Source organism: Actinoallomurus sp. CA-150999 (assembly GCF_050942425.1).
GTDB lineage: Bacteria > Actinomycetota > Actinomycetes > Streptosporangiales > Streptosporangiaceae > Actinoallomurus.
In genome coordinates this window covers 3,315,805-3,329,503 of record NZ_CP192063.1, presented here as the reverse complement: position 1 = coordinate 3,329,503, position 13,699 = coordinate 3,315,805, and the positions used below count along the sequence as shown (strand labels likewise).

The window sequence follows — 13,699 nt, the reverse complement described above, 5'->3', positions numbered from 1 at the left end:
TATCCATACGGCCGTGGCCCGCGCCGGATTACGTTCACGACCGTGGCCGGGGGCGATCCCCGGAATCCCGTGCGGCGCGGACGGGCCCCGGGACGATCCGACCCAGCGCATCGCGGGAGGTCCGGATGAGGGTGTCCACCACCGCCGGGCGGCGGCGTGGCCCGCGTACCCCGCCCGCCTTGAGCCTGCCCGGCGCCGCCAGCCTCGGTGTCCGTGCCATGCTCGGCGGCCCGCGGCGTGCCGCCCGCGCGGTCGCCGTGTTCCCCTCAGCGGCCTATCTCCGCGTCGACGGCCCCACCGAGCCGATCATCCTCGCGCTCGTCACCTCCGACGCCGTACGGCCGCCGAACGCCGTGGTCCTGGCCACTCCGGCCCGTCAGGAGCCGTTCCGCGGCGTCCGCGAGGGTGACGTCGCGTTCGTCGGGGACGGTGGCGTGGAGGTCACCACGCGGCTGCGGGTACGGATCCGGCGCTGGTGGGACCCCACCCCCGTGCTCGGGCCGCTGTCGCTGGCCCGGCTCGCGCACGGTGCCCACGCGCTGGGCGAACTGACCGGACCATGGGGCCTCAGCGGCCACCCGGTGCCGGGCGTCCTCGCCGACAGCTGCGCGGACGGCGACCTCGCCCATGCCGTCGACGCGGCCGAGCGGATCGTCGGCCTCGGCCCGGGTCTGACGCCGAGCGGCGACGACGCGCTGGCCGGCCTCCTGCTCGCACTGCGCCTGCTCGGCGGGGCCGTGCCCGGCGGCGGACGCGCCGTCTGGCTCGCCGACTGGCTGGGCGCCGCCGTCACCGCGTACGCGTGCGAGCGCACGACCGCCCTGGCCGCGACCCTGCTGCAGTGCGCCGCGCGCGGTCAGGCGAGCGTGGAGACCGCCGCCGTGCTGCGCGGCATCGCCGGCCAGGAGCCCCTCGAGCCCGCCGCACGCCGCCTCATCGACATCAGGCACACCTCCGGCGCCGATGTCGCCTGGGGCCTGCTCACCGGCTGCCGCGCCGCTCTGGCGCTGAGCGCCCCGCGCCCGGACGCCGACCGCAGTCCGGACGGCTGACCGTCGCCCCTCCCCCGTCCCACGCGCAGCGGCCCAGCGCGGTTCGTCGTCATTGGCTCTTCTGGTGGGCCGGTCGTGATCAATACGCTCGGGCCTCATGGACCTGCTGCGTTCCGCGTGGAAGGCCGGCCCCGCCGCCGATCTGGGCGGATCGGTGCTGGTCAGCGTCACCGATTTCACCGCCGACCGGCTGCTCGATCTGCCGGGGATCGCCCGTGCCGGGTACCGCCTGCGCCGGTACTGGCCGGAGCTGGAGGGCGCGGTGGGCATGTGGCTCTGGACGCTACCGCGGGAACGGCGGGTGGGTTCGGTGTCCGTGTGGGCCGACGGCAGGGCTCTCCGCGGTTTCGTGAAACTGCCGGCCCACGTGGAGATCATGCGCAGGTACCGGGTGCGCGGCTCGATCAGAGCCACGATGTGGACGGCCGGAGAGTTCGACCCCGAGGAGATCTGGCGGTCCGCGCGGCGGCACCTGGCGGCAGGTGCGACGTCGCCTCCGGAGTCGACGACAATCGACGCATGACACTCTCGGGGAACCAGTACGAGATCGCCGCCGGGCCGTACGCCGCCGTCGTCACCGAGCAGGGCGGCGCGCTGCGCGCGCTCTCCCTGGACGGCCGGCCGCTGATCCTCACGCACGGCCCGGACGAGATGCCGCCCGCGGCCTCCGGGCAGCTGCTGTCGCCGTGGCCGAACCGCATCGACCGGGGACGCTATGAGTTCGGCGGCGAGACGTACCAGCTGCCCGTCAACGAGCACGAACGCGACAACGCGATCCACGGCCTCATCCGCCAGGAGTCCTGGGCGGTGGCCGGCCACGAGCCGCACCGGGTGCGCCTCACGTACCGGCTGCTCGGTCACACCGGCTATCCGTTCCGGCTGGACCTCGCCCTGGAGTACGCCCTCGACGCCGAGCGGGGCCTGACCGTACGCGTGTCGGCGCGCAACGCCGGTTCGCGGCCCGCGCCGTACGGGCACGGCGCGCACCCCTACCTCACCCTCGGCCGCCCGCTGGACGAGTGCGACCTCACGATTCCCGCCGACCGGTATCTCGAGGTAGACGACCGCGCCATCCCCGAGCCGGCCGCCCGGGACGTGGCCGGCACCCCGTACGACTTCCGGGAGGGACGTCCGCTCGGCGCCACGGAGATCGACAACCCGTACACCGGGCTGCGCCGTGACGCGGACGGGCGCGCGTGGATGCGCCTGGAGGACGGCACCCACTCGGTCGCGCTCTGGGCCGACGAGGCGCACCCGTGGCTGGAGATCTACACCGCCGACGAGACGCCCGCGGAGATGCGGCGTGCGGGATTGGGCGCGGAGCCGATGACCTGCCCGCCGAACGCCTTCGTCACCGGCACGGACCTCATCACGCTGAAGCCCGGCGCCGAGTTCAGCGGCTCCTGGGGCATCGTCGGCTCCTGACCGCCCGTTCCGCGTACGGGGAACCGGACCGGCCCCGCCTGGGGAACCGGTTCTGCGCGTTCGCGGCGATCCGGTCGGACCCATCGACGGCATCGGCAGAGACCGACTCCGATCCCCGGAGAACCGGGGCGGACCCGTTGGCGGTGTCGACGCGGGTGACACCGGTTCCGCGTGCTCGCGGGAACCGGTGGGCGCGGGCGGTGATCAGACTTCCGAGACGTGCGGCCGGACCGGGTCCGCTCGGCCGGCGATCGAACGCTGCCGGGCGGGCCCGGATCGGTAACGTGTGACGCGGTGTCTTTGGGAAGGAACTCCGTGAAGCTGACCCTGTCCTCCGTCGACGACCTGAGCGCCCGTGTCGAAGAGGCGCGAGCCGAGTACGAACGCCAGTACCCCGGCGAGCCGGAGCAGCGCCGGCCGGTGCACACCGTGTCCGTCCCGGCGGACCGCTTCACCGCCACGACCGCCGCCGACCTCGGCAAGGAGGCGCTGCGGCTGCTCGACGCGCACGCGCCCAGCGGCGCGGTGGCGGCCACCGCGTTCGGCATCGACGCGGCGCTCGGCGACACCGTACGCGAGCGGGTCGCCGCCAAGCTCGCCCGCGATCCCGTGGAGGACCTGCGCATCGACTTCGCCGACGGGTACGGCGTCCGCGACGACGCCGAGGAGGACGGGCACGTCGCCGCCGCCGTCGAGGCGGTCGCCCAGGCGTACGAGACGCGGTCCCTGCCGTACTACTGGGGGCTGCGGGTGAAGTCGTTCGCGGACGGCGGGCACGAGCGGGCCATGCGCACCCTCGACGGCTTCCTCACCGGCCTGGCCGAGCGGCTCGGCCGGCTGCCGGGCGGCTTCGTGATGACGTTCCCCAGGATCGTGTCGTCCGAGCATGTGCGGATCTTCGGCGACTTCCTCGGCCGGTTCGAGGAGGAGATCGGCCTGCCGGAGGGACTGCTGCGCTACGAGGTTCAGATCGAGACCCCGCAGTCGGTCAATCAGCTGCCGGAAATCCTCGGCGAGGCCGGGAAGCGGTTGAGCGTCGCCCACTTCGGCGTGCGCGGCTACACGGCCGCCCTCGGGCTGCCCCCGTCGGAGCAGCGCCTCGACCATCCGGCCTGCGACCACGCCCGGCACGTCATGCAGGTCGCCCTCTCCGGCACCGGCGTACGGCTGTCGGACGGGTCGGCGAACGTCGTCCCGGCCGGCGAGGAGGCCAAGGACGTGCACAAGGCATGGCGGCTGCACGCGGGCCTGGTTCGCTACTCCCTGCTACACGGCTTCTACCAGGGCTGGGACGAGCACGCCGCGCAGTTGCCGAGCCGGTACGCCGCGGTGTACGCCTACCTGCTGAACGGCCTGGACGACACCGTCGAACGGCTCCGCGCCCATCGTTCCGGGCAGGGCGACGGCGGCGACGACCCGGCGACCGTCGCGGCGCTGACCGCCCGGCTGCGGTCCGCGGTCGACTGCGGCGCCGTCGACCGCGACACCGTACGCGAGCTGATCGACTGACCGGAGAGCCCACCGGCCCGTCGGCCTCAGGGCCCGGCGCCGGCCGACCGGCAGGCGCACCGGCCCCGCAAGCACGACTCCACGCACGGACCGATCGGCCGATCGGCAGGCGCACCGGCCCCCCAGGCACGACTCCACGCACGGACCGATCGGCCGATCGGCGGGCCACCGGCCCTGAGGCACGGCGCGCGAACAGATCGGCGGGCCCACCAGTGCGTCGACCGCGATCCCAGACCGGATCCGGTCGGCCTACCGGTCCGCCACCGCGCCGGGGTGCAGCGCGGCGGCCTCGTCGACGCGCCGGTCCTCGCCCAGGTCGTCCACGCCCATGAACTGCCGCAGGTCGTCGATCGCCATGGTCTGCTCGCGGATCTTGGCCATGATGTCGCGGAGCGTGTGCACCACGACGAGGGTGGCCTCCGCCTGGGCGAGGGTGGCGTGGACCTGTGCCAGCGCCGGGTCGGGAGGCATCTGGTTGAGGGCGTTCTCGGCCTTCAACAGGTGGGAGGCGGCGGTGTCATTGTGGGTCACCCAGTGGTAGCCGGGTTCCTCCGGCCAGGCAGACGTCATAGCGGGCTGCTTACCTTCCCAGCCGGAGCGCATAGCGCCCTGGCGATCTTGTCCGAACCGTACACGGCCCCCCGTGCCTCGGTAGGACGCGCGAGTCCCGCCGGCGGTTGACGTCGCCGACGTCTCGATCCGACCTCCGTCTCAGCTGAGGCGCTGGAGGTCCTCGGGGGTGTCGATGTCGTCCGCGGCGGCGACGTCGTCGCAGGGGACGGCGACGACGAGCTCCGGGTGGGCGCGCAGGAAGCCGCGGGCGCCGACGTCTCCCGAGGCACCGGCCGCGGCCTCCGCGAAGTGCTCGTGGGCGATGAGGACCGGGTTGCGCGGCCGGCCGTCGTACGTGGCGACCGCGACCCGCGCTCCGGACTCGTGCGCCGCGCGCAGCCGGCGCACGGCCGCCGCAGTCACCCGTGGCTGGTCGACGAGCGCGATGACGACGGCCGGGCAGTCCGGCGCCAGCGCGGACAGCCCGGCGCGCAGCGACGACGCCATGCCGGTCCGCCAGTCCGGGTTGTGGATGACGACCGCACCGGCCACGTCGACCGCGGCCGCGCCGGTGACCACCACGATCGGGGTACAGCCCGCCTCATGGAGCATGCGCACCCCGCGGTCGACGAGCCGCACGCCGTCGATCTCGACCAGTGCCTTCGGTATGCCGAGCCGGCGCCCCTCTCCCGCGGCGAGCAACAGCCCCGCCGGTGCGCCAGCGTGCCTGATCCCCATCTGGGGAGCGTATCCATCCGCGTGGCCCCGGTCACGCCTCATCGGCACGCGGAGAGACGGCACGGTATGCCGCGAGATCGGTCAGCGGTGGCCGGCCACGGGCGGGAGCACACCGTGGGTGGCACGTTCGGGAGCGGCCACCGTTCCAGCGGCCACGGCGGCCCCGATCAGCGACGCGACGACGAGTCGGCGCATCACGGTCTTCCGGGTGTTCTGCGACATGATCGATCGGCCTTCTTCCCCGTTCGTCTGGACTCTTCCGAGTCTCGGCCGTGATCCACGCCCGCGCAGTAGGGCCAGGTCGACTCTTGGACGGTGGGGCCAGCCCCACCGGACGGCACACCTATGCGCACTCGAGACCGGCCGCAGGCGCGTGAGGGCGGTCGGCGCGGCGAAGTGGATATGCCGAAGTCAGGGATCCGCAGATCGTGTCGCGCGCCCAGCCCGTGCTCATCGAAGGAACCGACGGCTCGGTCCGTTCGTCACAGCAAAGCGGCACGAGCTTGGTCCAGCAGCCATTTCTCGGCGCGCCGCAGGCTCCAGCGATTCTCCTCGACCAGGGTGAAGTACGAGGAGTATCCGAAGTAGAACCACAGGATGTCGGTGGCGTCGGCGACGTCGACACCGTCATTGAGCGCACCGATGTCGGCGAGGCGGCGAGCGGTGAGGGCGAAGCCCTCACGGTAGCTGTCGGTCGCCGCGGCCAGCGACTCGGCGATATGCGCGTCGTGTGGCGCGGTCGCGAGCACCACCCGCATGACGTCGCCCCACTGCTCGCGCACCTCGCGGGTACCGGCGGCGGTCAGCCGCAGGATCTCCTCACCGTCGTCGAGGGCACCGACGTGCTGATAGGTGGTCTCGATGATCGGGGCGTTGAGCCAACCTTCCATCAACGTCCGCAGCAACCCGTGCTTGCCGCCGCAGACCGCGTAGACGGTGGCCGGCGCGACTCGGGCTCCGGCCGCGATGTCGTCGACCTTGGTGGCGAAGAACCCGGTCTCGGCGTACAGGCTGCGCGCGGTGTCGATGATCGCCTGACGAGTCTGGGCTGCGTAGTCCGCTCGTCGGCTGCTGCTGCGCGTGGTCTTCGGCACGGGTAAGAAGATACACATTCCAGCAACCGGACCGATGGTCTAGTCAGTCGAGGAGGACTCTTTAGATCAGAGTCCGACTCTGATAACTTGACCGGCCATGGAAGAACTCGACATCTGGAACGGGGCCGTCTCCGCACGACCTGCCGTGGTGCGGCGTTGCCATGACATCGACGAGGTGCGCGACGCCCTCAGACAGGCAGCCGCCGAGGGGTTGCCGTTGGCCGTGAGGGGCGGTGGCCACGACTGGGCCGGCCGAGCCGTGCGGCAGGACGGCCTGGTCATCGACCTGCGTGGCCTGCGGACCGTGCTGATCGACGGCGATGTGGCGCGGGTCGGTGGTGGCGCCACAGCAGCCGATCTGATCGCGGCGGCCGCCCCGGCCGGGAAGTCGGCGGCGACCGGCACCGTCGGCGGGGTGGGCATGGCCGGCCTCACCTTGGGCGGCGGTTACGGTCCGCTGTGCGGCATTGCCGGACTGGCGGCGGACAACCTGCTCAGCGCCGAGGTCGTGCTCGCCGACGGCACCGTCGTCACCGCGAGCGACGGCAGCCGGCCGGAGCTGTTCTGGGCCCTGCGCGGCGGTGGCGGCAACTTCGGCGTCGTCACGTCCATGGTGATCCGGTTGCAGCCGATCCCGCTCGTCTACGGCGGCACGATCCTCTTCCCGTTCACCCAGGCCCCCGATGTGCTCGCCGGGTTCGGTGAACTGGTCGCGTCGGCATCCGACGAACTGACCGCGCAGACCGGCGTCATCAGCGCGCCGGACGGCACACCCGTGTTGTTCGTCAAACCGACCTGGAGCAGCACACCCGACGAGGGCGCGCACTGGATCAAGCGCATCGAAGACCTCGGCGAGCCGATCATGTCGAGTGTGACCACGATGGACTATGGTGAACCGCTTCGGCGTGGCGACGAGGCGTTCGCCCGCGACGGACGGCACTACGCGTGCCGCACCCGCAACCTGGCCGCGCTCACGCCCGACGTGGCGCAGGCGCTCGTCACCGCGGCGACGGCGCGAACGTCGCCGCTCAGCGCGCTCAGCCTCCACCACTTCCACGGAGCGGCGACCCGAGTCCCGGTGACGAGCACCGCGTTCGGCCTGCGCCGCGAGCACTTCATGGTGGAGATCCTGGCGTCCTGGCGGCCGGGAGAGGGCGACGAGGCGGCGCACCGGCGATGGGCGGACACCACCGCGGACCTGCTGGAACCGCTCGCGCTACCGGGCGGATATCCCAACATGCTGGCAGGGGAACACCGTGACCAGACGGCGCACGCCTACGGCCCGAACGCCGAGCGTCTCGCGGCGGTGAAGAAGGAATTCGATCCCGACGGGGTATTCGTCGCCACACCGCTGCCGGATCGGCTCTGACCCGACCTGGCGACCACGGGCAGGAACCTCACGTCCCGACCACGCCGGCGCACCCACCGCGGGCACGCCGCCGACCGGTCCGGACCTGAGGTTCTCGACCGCCCGGCGGCCCGCGACCGGACGCCCGACCTCGCGTACGCCCGTAACCGTACGGGTGCTGATGTACGCCTAGCCCCCGTGGATCCGTCCGTCCGTCTCGCTGAGGGGGAGCCCGCTGCCGCCCCAGCGGAGCCGGATGAGCTCGGCCGCGACCGACACGGCGGTCTCCTCCGGGGTACGGGCGCCGATGTCCAGGCCGACGGGCGAGCGCAGCCGCGCGATCTCGTCATTGGTGACGCCCGCGTCCAGGAGCCGTTTGACCCGGTCGTCGTGGGTGCGCCGGGAGCCCATCGCCCCCACGTAGGCCGCCGGGGTGCGCAGCGCCACCTCCAGCAGCGGCACGTCGAACTTCGGGTCGTGGGTGAGCACGCAGATCACCGTGCGCTCGTCCACCTCCGTGTCGGCCAGGAAGCGGTGCGGCCACTTCACCACCACCTCGTCCGCCTCGGGGAAGCGCTTGGCGGTGGCGAAGATCGGCCGGGCGTCGCACACGGTCACGTGGTAGCCGAGGAACCGGCCCATCCGGACGACCGCCGCCGCGAAGTCGATCGCGCCGAAGACCAGCATGCGGGGAGGCGGCGCGAAGGAGTGCACGAAGACGGACAGCTCGTCGCGGCGGCGTTCGCCATCCGGTCCGTAGCGGCGGATGCCAGTGATCCCCTGGGCGAGCATCCCGCGGGCGTCGTCGTCGACGGCGGCGTCCAGGCGGTCGAGCCCCAGGGAGCCCGCCACGCGGTCGGGCCAGACGACGCGCCGGGCGCCGAGCTCCCGTGGCCCGGCGACGACGGTGGCGACCGCGACCGGCTCGTGCCGGTCGACCGAGGCCGTCACCTCCGCGAACTCCGGGAACGTCGCCGGTCCGACCGCCTCGACCAGCACGTCGAGCTGCCCGCCGCAGGTCAGGCCGACGGCGAAGGCGTCGTCGTCGCTGACGCCGTAGCGCTGGACGACCGGCCGCCCCGTCTCCAGGACCTCCTGCGCCAGTTCGTACACCGCGCCCTCGACGCAGCCACCCGAGACGCTGCCCACCACCTCTCCCCCGGTGGAGACGGCCATCGCGGCGCCCGGCGGGCGAGGCGCGCTGCGGAACGTGTCGACGACGGTCGCCAGACCGAACGTCTCCCCCACCGCATACCAGGTACGGATCTCCTCGAGCACGTCACGCATCGCCGATCACTCCCGCCAGTTCCTCAAGCGCCGCCAAGCTGTGCCCGGCCACGAAATCGTCAACATACGGCAGCGCCGCCGCCATCCCCGCCGTGAGCGGTTCGTACCCGGGCCGGCCCTTGTGCGGGTTCGCCCACACCACCCGGTGGGCGAGCCGGCGCAGCCGCGCCATCTGCGCGGCCAGCAGCGTGGCGTCCCCGCGTTCCCAGCCGTCGGAGGCGAGGACGACGACCGCGCCCCGCGCCATGCCGCGCTGGCCGAACCGGTCGAGGAACTCCTTCAGCTCCTCGCCGAGCCGGGTGCCGCCGCTCCAGTCGGGGATCGCGGACGACACCGCCCCCATCGCCGCGTCGGGTTCGCGCTGCCGCAGTTCACGGGTGACCCGGGTCAGCCTCGTGCCGACGGTGAACACCTCGGTGCTGCGCGGGGCGCAGCGTACGGCGGCGTGCGCGAAGCGCAGGAGGACGTCGGCGTACGGGCTCATGGAACCGCTGACGTCGACGAGCAGCACGACCCGGCGCGGGCGGGTCCGGTGCGCGCGGTGATGGAGCTGGGAGATCTCCCCGCCCCGCCGCAGGATCGAACGGACCGTCCGGCCGGGGTCGAGGCGGCCCCGATGGGCCGGGGTGAACCGCCGGGAGCGGCGGCGCGCCGAGACGTCGTCGAGGAGCGCGATCAGCCGGTGCACCTCGTCCCGTTCTTCGGCGCTGAGCCGGGCGACGTCGCGCCGGCGCAGGACCTCGGCCGTGCTGGCCGCCGCGACGCTCGGGTCGCCGCGCGCCTCCTGCCCGGCGGCCTCGGCCATCGCGACCGGCCGCGCGGCGACGACCGGCGGCCGGGCCATCCGGCGGACCGAGGCGGACTCCCCCGTGAAGTACGCGGCGAAGCACCGGTCGTAGCGCGGCAGGTCGGCGGGGTCGGCGCACAGGGTGAGCCGGCCCGCCCAGTACACGTCGCGCGCGTCCGTCACGTCCAGGCGGTCGAGCGCGCCGATCATCGCCTGGAGCCGTTCGGGATCGGCGTTCACCCCGGCCGCGCGCAACGTACGGGCGAAGCCGGTCAGCGTCCCGACCACGTCACGCGGGGACTCCGGCTCGGCCATGGTCAGGATCCGTTGAGCAGGACGTCGAGGCCCTTGACGACCCGTTCGGTGTCCTCGCGGTACTTCAGCACGGCGCCGAGCGTGACGGCGGCGGTGTCGGGGTCGAGGTCTCGTGCGCCGAGCGCGACGAGGGCCTCGGTCCAGTCGAGGCTCTCGGCGACGCCCGGGGTCTTGAGCAGGTCCAGGCCGCGCAGCCGGGCGGTGGCGCCGGCCACCTGGCGGACGAGCCGTTCGGAGGCCTCCGGGAGCCTCCGCCGGATGATCGCGACCTCGCGGTCGAACGCCGGGTGCTCGAGCCAGTGGTAGAGGCAGCGGCGTTTCAGCGCGTCGTGGACCTCGCGGGTGCGGTTCGACGTGACGATCACGACGGGCGGGTGCTCGGCCCGTACGGTGCCGAGTTCCGGGATCGAGATCGTGAAGTCGCTCAGCACCTCCAGCAGGAAGGCCTCGAACTCGTCGTCGGCGCGGTCGATCTCGTCGACCAGCAGCACGCTCGGGCGGTCCGCCGAGGAGGTCTCCAGTGCCCGCAGCAGCGGCCGGGCGACGAGGAAGCGCCGGTCGTACAGCTCCGATTCGAGGCGCTCGACGTCGGTCACGCCCGCCGCCTCCGCCGCCCGCAGGTGCAGGAGCTGGCGTGGGAAGTCCCAGTCGTAGAGCGCCTGCGCGGCGTCGAGGCCCTCGTAGCACTGCAGGCGGATGAGGGGGACGCCGAGGACGGCCGCGAGCGTCTTGGCGAGTTCGGTCTTGCCGACCCCGGCCTCGCCCTCGAGGAAGAGAGGACGCCTCATGCGCAGGCCGAGGAAGCAGGCGGTGGCGAGGCCCTCGTCGGCGAGGTACGCATGCCGGTCCAGCGCCTCGCTCAACGCCGTCGGTGAAGCGAAGTCAGATGCCTGGATTGCGGTGGTCTGCGGCACGCCTCAAGGCTACTTCTCCCGACAGAACCGTCCAGGTTCGTCACACACAGCGCACAAAGCACCCTTCTTGCCGTAACTCCCGAAATCGCCGCATGGCGGCCCACTACGCTCCGATGATCATGAAGCGAGCACCCCGACCGAGGAGTCGTTCGATGCGTTTGAGATCTCCGTTGCCGGCCGCAGCGGCGGCGATCGTGGCCATGGGGATCGCGGGGACCGCCTGCTCTCCGGCACAGCGGGCGTCGCAGACGGCCGCCGGCGCGACGGCCGCGGCGGCGAACCCGGGGCCGCTGCCGTTCCGGCTGCCCGCGCAGAGCGTCCTGCGCTCCTCGAAGCACAAGGTGTTCGCGCACTACTTCACGCCGTACCCGATCTCCCTGGACAACAAGGCCGCGGCGAGCGACTACTACACGAAGAACTACCTGTCGCCGACCGGTGAGAGCGGCAAGCACGCCGCGTACGGCGGACTTCTCCGCGACCGCCCGATCGGCCGCGCTCCCCTCAGCGGCGACTGGCAGCTGGAGGACATGAAGACCGAGGTACGGCGCGCCGCCGCGGCCGGTCTCGACGGCTTCACCGTGGACCTGCTGTCCGTGAGCTCCTCCAGCGCCAACTGGTCGCGCGTGAAGCTGCTGATCAAGGCCGCCGAGCAGGTCGACCCCGGCTTCGAGATCGTCCTGATGCCCGACATGAACGGCCTCGCGAACGTCAGTGCCGACGCGCTCGCCGCCGCCGTCGCGAGCGTCGCCAAGTCGCCCGCCGTCTACCACCTCGCCGACAAGCGCCTCGTCGTCTCACCGTTCAAGGCCGAGGGCAAGAGCGCGGCGTGGTGGTCGTCCTGGATGACGATCATGCGCGACAGGTACGACATCGAGGTCGCGCTCGTGCCGTGCTTCCTCAACTTCGGTTCGGGCGCCGACGCCTTCGCCGCCATCAGCTACGGCTTCTCCAACTGGGGCAACCGGAACCCGGCCGCCAACACCGGCCTCGCCGCGAACATCAGCCGCGCCCACAGGCTCGGCAAGATCTGGATGCAGCCGGTCTCGGTCCAGGACGAACGGCCGAACCAGGGCAAGTACGACGAGGCCGGCAACACCGAGAACCTGCGGCTGACGTGGAAGGCGGCGATCGACGGCGCCGACTGGGTGCAGATCCCCACCTGGAACGACTACTCCGAAGGCGCGCAGCTGTCGCCCTCGGCGAAGCACGGGTGGACCTATCTCGACCTGTCGTCGTACTACCTCACCCGGCTGAAGACCGGGAAGTACCCGGCCATCACCAAGGACGTCGTGTACGTCACGCACCGGACCCAGCCGGCCGCGGCCAGGCCGAAGGTCGCCGAGACCAGGCTCATGGCACTGCGCTCCGGCAGCACGCCCGCGCGCGACCAGGTCGAGGTGCTCACCATGCTCACCGGGGCCGCGAAGGTCACCGCGACCATCGGGGGCACCCCGCACACCTACAGCGCGCCGGCGGGCGTCCACGTCCAGACGTTCCCGCTGACGACGGGCACCAACAGCGTCTCGGTGACGCGGAACGGCGCGGTCACGGCGAAGGTCACCTCACCGTTCACCGTGACCTCCACGCCCCAGGTCCAGGACGAGCAGTACTACGGGGTGACCAGCGGCCGGTAGACCGGGTCCGCCGCGCGCTCCTGGGCCTCCACGACGACGTCGGCGTAGCGCTCGGTCCAGCGGCCGAGCGCGTCGATCGGCTCGAGCAGGCCGCGGCCGGCCTCGGTGAGCGCGTACTCGACGCGCGGCGGCGCCTCGGCGTACGTCCTGCGGGCCACCAGACCGGCGCGCTCCAGCCGGCGAAGCGTCTCGGTCAGCATCTTGCCGCTGATCCCGCCGATCACCTTGCGGAGCTCGACCGGCCGCATCGGCCCGTCGCGCAGCGCGTGCACCACGACGGCGTTCCAGGTGTTCGTCAGCAGGTCGAGCGCCAGCCGGGTCTGGCAGTCGGCGAGGAGCTCCTCGGTCATCCCTACGTCCTATCGCATCGGCCGGGTACCGAATGGTGCCTATCGGAATCCCTAGTGTCGCGTCCATGCGAATCGGGATTCTCGGATCGGGGAACATGGCCGACGCGCTCGGCACCCAGTGGGCGCGAGCGGGGCACGAGGTGCTCATCGGCGCGCGCGACGGTGAGAAGGCGACGCGGCTCGCGGCACGGATCGGGCCGGATGTGCGCTCGGGCGGCCTCGGCGACGCGGCGGGCTTCGGTGACGCCGTGCTGCTCGCCGTGGCGTACGAGGGCGTCAAGGACGTCCTCGCACAGGTCGGGGATGCCCTGCGCGGGCGAACGGTGATCGACTGCGTCAACGGCATCGTGCATCCGGGCGTCACGCTCGCCACCGGGAACGGCCCGTCCGTCGCCCGGCAGATCGCCGACGCGACCGGCGCCCACGTGGTCAAGGCGTTCAACCTGTGCCCCGACAGCGTGTGGCGGATGACGCCACCGCACTTCGACGGCCGCCCGCTGACCGTGCCGATCTGCGGCGACGACCCGGATGCCCTGGCGGGGGTACGGACCCTGGTCGCCGACCTCGGCTGCGTGCCGGCCGACGCCGGCGGCCTCGACCGGGCGGGCCTGCTGGAGGCCACGGCGGCGTTCGTGATCGGCCTGCACTTCTCCGGCGTCGACCCGCGCTCCGCCCTGCCTCCCCTCGCGTAGCC

General features: G+C 72.5%; 15 protein-coding genes. 7 read left to right on the top strand and 8 right to left on the bottom strand.

Going from position 1 to position 13,699, the window contains the following annotated elements; genetic code table 11:
* Nucleotides 1-125: 125 nt before the first annotated feature.
* From ACQP2O_RS15875 to ACQP2O_RS15860, 4 genes are all read left to right on the top strand, one after another.
* Nucleotides 126-1,052, top strand: coding sequence for an oxamate carbamoyltransferase subunit AllH family protein (locus tag ACQP2O_RS15875; protein ID WP_433184931.1), 927 nt, complete (start codon nt 126-128; stop codon nt 1,050-1,052).
* A 97-nt stretch (nt 1,053-1,149) separates the two neighbouring features.
* Nucleotides 1,150-1,575 (top strand): hypothetical protein, encoded by a 426-nt coding sequence (locus tag ACQP2O_RS15870; protein WP_433184928.1) that lies wholly within the window; start codon nt 1,150-1,152, stop codon nt 1,573-1,575.
* Nucleotides 1,572-2,477, top strand: coding sequence for an aldose 1-epimerase family protein (locus ACQP2O_RS15865; protein WP_433184926.1), 906 nt, complete (start codon nt 1,572-1,574; stop codon nt 2,475-2,477). The genes ACQP2O_RS15870 and ACQP2O_RS15865 overlap by 4 nt, the downstream gene beginning before the upstream one ends.
* 315 nt (nt 2,478-2,792) lie before the next feature.
* Nucleotides 2,793-3,986: a DUF6986 family protein gene (locus ACQP2O_RS15860; protein ID WP_433184924.1), complete on the top strand. Its 1,194-nt coding sequence runs from the start codon at nt 2,793-2,795 to the stop codon at nt 3,984-3,986.
* Between the two features lie 249 nt (nt 3,987-4,235).
* On the opposite strand, the gene ACQP2O_RS15855 is transcribed toward ACQP2O_RS15860, so the two are convergent.
* The 4 genes from ACQP2O_RS15855 to ACQP2O_RS15840 all read right to left on the bottom strand — a co-directional run bounded on the left by ACQP2O_RS15855 (nt 4,236) and on the right by ACQP2O_RS15840 (nt 6,370).
* Nucleotides 4,236-4,556, bottom strand: a complete 321-nt coding sequence (locus ACQP2O_RS15855) for a hypothetical protein (RefSeq protein ID WP_433184921.1) — start codon at nt 4,554-4,556, stop codon at nt 4,236-4,238.
* Nucleotides 4,557-4,697: 141 nt separating this feature from the next.
* Nucleotides 4,698-5,276, bottom strand: coding sequence for a nucleotidyltransferase family protein (locus tag ACQP2O_RS15850; protein ID WP_433184918.1), 579 nt, complete (start codon nt 5,274-5,276; stop codon nt 4,698-4,700).
* An 81-nt stretch (nt 5,277-5,357) separates the two neighbouring features.
* Nucleotides 5,358-5,498, bottom strand: coding sequence for a hypothetical protein (locus tag ACQP2O_RS15845; protein ID WP_433184915.1), 141 nt, complete (start codon nt 5,496-5,498; stop codon nt 5,358-5,360).
* 260 nt (nt 5,499-5,758) lie between these two features.
* Nucleotides 5,759-6,370: a TetR/AcrR family transcriptional regulator gene (locus tag ACQP2O_RS15840; protein WP_433184913.1), complete on the bottom strand. Its 612-nt coding sequence runs from the start codon at nt 6,368-6,370 to the stop codon at nt 5,759-5,761.
* A gap of 97 nt (nt 6,371-6,467) precedes the next feature.
* Here ACQP2O_RS15840 and ACQP2O_RS15835 point away from each other — a divergent pair, with 97 nt between their 5' ends.
* Entirely contained in the window at nt 6,468-7,739 is a 1,272-nt protein-coding gene (locus ACQP2O_RS15835) for an FAD-binding oxidoreductase (RefSeq protein WP_433184910.1), read from the top strand.
* Between the two features lie 168 nt (nt 7,740-7,907).
* Here ACQP2O_RS15835 and ACQP2O_RS15830 read toward each other — a convergent pair whose 3' ends face one another.
* The 3 genes from ACQP2O_RS15830 to ACQP2O_RS15820 are packed head-to-tail and all read right to left on the bottom strand — an operon-like array spanning nt 7,908 to nt 11,021.
* A complete protein-coding gene (locus tag ACQP2O_RS15830) occupies nt 7,908-9,005 on the bottom strand; it encodes an XdhC family protein (protein WP_433184907.1) in 1,098 nt (365 codons plus the stop codon).
* Nucleotides 8,998-10,107, bottom strand: a complete 1,110-nt coding sequence (locus ACQP2O_RS15825) for a vWA domain-containing protein (RefSeq protein ID WP_433184904.1) — start codon at nt 10,105-10,107, stop codon at nt 8,998-9,000. Before ACQP2O_RS15825 ends, ACQP2O_RS15830 begins: the two co-directional genes overlap by 8 nt.
* A 2-nt stretch (nt 10,108-10,109) precedes the next feature.
* Nucleotides 10,110-11,021 carry an AAA family ATPase gene (locus tag ACQP2O_RS15820; RefSeq protein ID WP_433184901.1) on the bottom strand — a complete coding sequence of 304 codons (912 nt, stop codon included), beginning with the start codon at nt 11,019-11,021 and terminating at the stop codon, nt 10,110-10,112.
* A gap of 152 nt (nt 11,022-11,173) precedes the next feature.
* Here ACQP2O_RS15820 and ACQP2O_RS15815 point away from each other — a divergent pair, with 152 nt between their 5' ends.
* Nucleotides 11,174-12,655, top strand: a complete 1,482-nt coding sequence (locus ACQP2O_RS15815; RefSeq protein ID WP_433184898.1) for a glycoside hydrolase family 71 protein — start codon at nt 11,174-11,176, stop codon at nt 12,653-12,655.
* Here the strand turns inward: ACQP2O_RS15815 and ACQP2O_RS15810 are convergent.
* The gene (locus ACQP2O_RS15810) at nt 12,631-13,005 is read right to left on the bottom strand and encodes a winged helix-turn-helix transcriptional regulator (protein ID WP_433184896.1); all 375 of its coding nucleotides are present in this window, start codon (nt 13,003-13,005) and stop codon (nt 12,631-12,633) included. The genes ACQP2O_RS15815 and ACQP2O_RS15810 overlap by 25 nt on opposite strands.
* Before the next feature lie 65 nt (nt 13,006-13,070).
* Between ACQP2O_RS15810 and ACQP2O_RS15805 the strand changes: the two genes are divergently transcribed.
* Complete coding sequence (locus ACQP2O_RS15805) at nt 13,071-13,697, top strand: NADPH-dependent F420 reductase (protein WP_433184893.1); 627 nt, start codon at nt 13,071-13,073, stop codon at nt 13,695-13,697.
* Nucleotides 13,698-13,699: the final 2 nt, after the last annotated feature.